Raw genomic sequence first — 812 nt, 5'->3', positions numbered from 1 at the left:
CCTTCCCGCCGACCAGGCGCGCCGCCGGCGGGGCCGGCGCACGCTCGCTCGGCGACCCGCGTGCCACCCGGCGCCGATGGTGCTGCTCGGCGTCGTGGGGGTGGCCCTGTTCCTGCTGGGGTCGGCCGTCCGTGCCACGATCAGCGCCGAGCACGGTCAGCACGGCCCGGCGCCGGTCTCGGTGGGCCAGACGCCGGAGGCGATCGCCCGCCGGCTGGACTACCGCCCGTACCTGCTGCGGGCGCTCGACCAACGACACGATCCCGATGCCCGCCAGGCGGTCGCCCTCGCCGATCAGGCCGCCGGCGCCGTGCCCCGGTTCCTCTACCCGGACAAGCCGCCGGTCGACTACGGCCACGCGGTGAGCTACGCGGTCTTCGAGCTTCCGCGCGAGGTGCCCACCTTCTCGACCATCACCGCCTTCGGCGACGCGGCGCTCAACCTCGGGCTGGGCGGAGCGACCCTGCTCCTCTTCGGCTGGATGCTCGCCCTCGACTTCTGCTACCGGCGGTGCGCCGCGACGACGGTACCCATGGTGGCGATCCGCATCCTGCTGATCCAGATGGCGTTCGACGTCGGCAGCCCGCCCGTGCTCGCCACCGTGACGCTGGCGCGGTCCGTCGCTGTGCTGGGCATCGTGCTGATCACGATCCGGGTGGCGACGGAGCTGCTGCCGCGGCGGTCCCCGAGGTGGTCCCCGCGCCGCCCTACCTTCGCCCGCCCCGGGCGGTCGGTCCCGCTGGGCCGACCGGCCGCAGGTCGCCGGTGGCCGACGTGGCTTGCCGGTCCCGCTGTCATGGCCGCCGAGGCGG

Annotated in this window: 1 protein-coding gene; it reads left to right on the top strand. The window is 75.2% G+C overall.

What is annotated here, in order from left to right; all coding sequences use genetic code 11:
* Nucleotides 1-76 precede the first annotated feature (76 nt).
* A partial coding sequence (locus tag ND748_RS33085; protein WP_251750167.1) for a hypothetical protein occupies nt 77-812 on the top strand: 736 nt, incomplete at its 3' end.

The organism is Frankia sp. AiPs1 (genome assembly GCF_023716945.1).
Taxonomy (GTDB): Bacteria; Actinomycetota; Actinomycetes; order Frankiales; family Frankiaceae; genus Frankia.
Note: the sequence above shows the minus strand (reverse complement) of the source record. Positions and strands in the feature narration are given on the sequence as shown.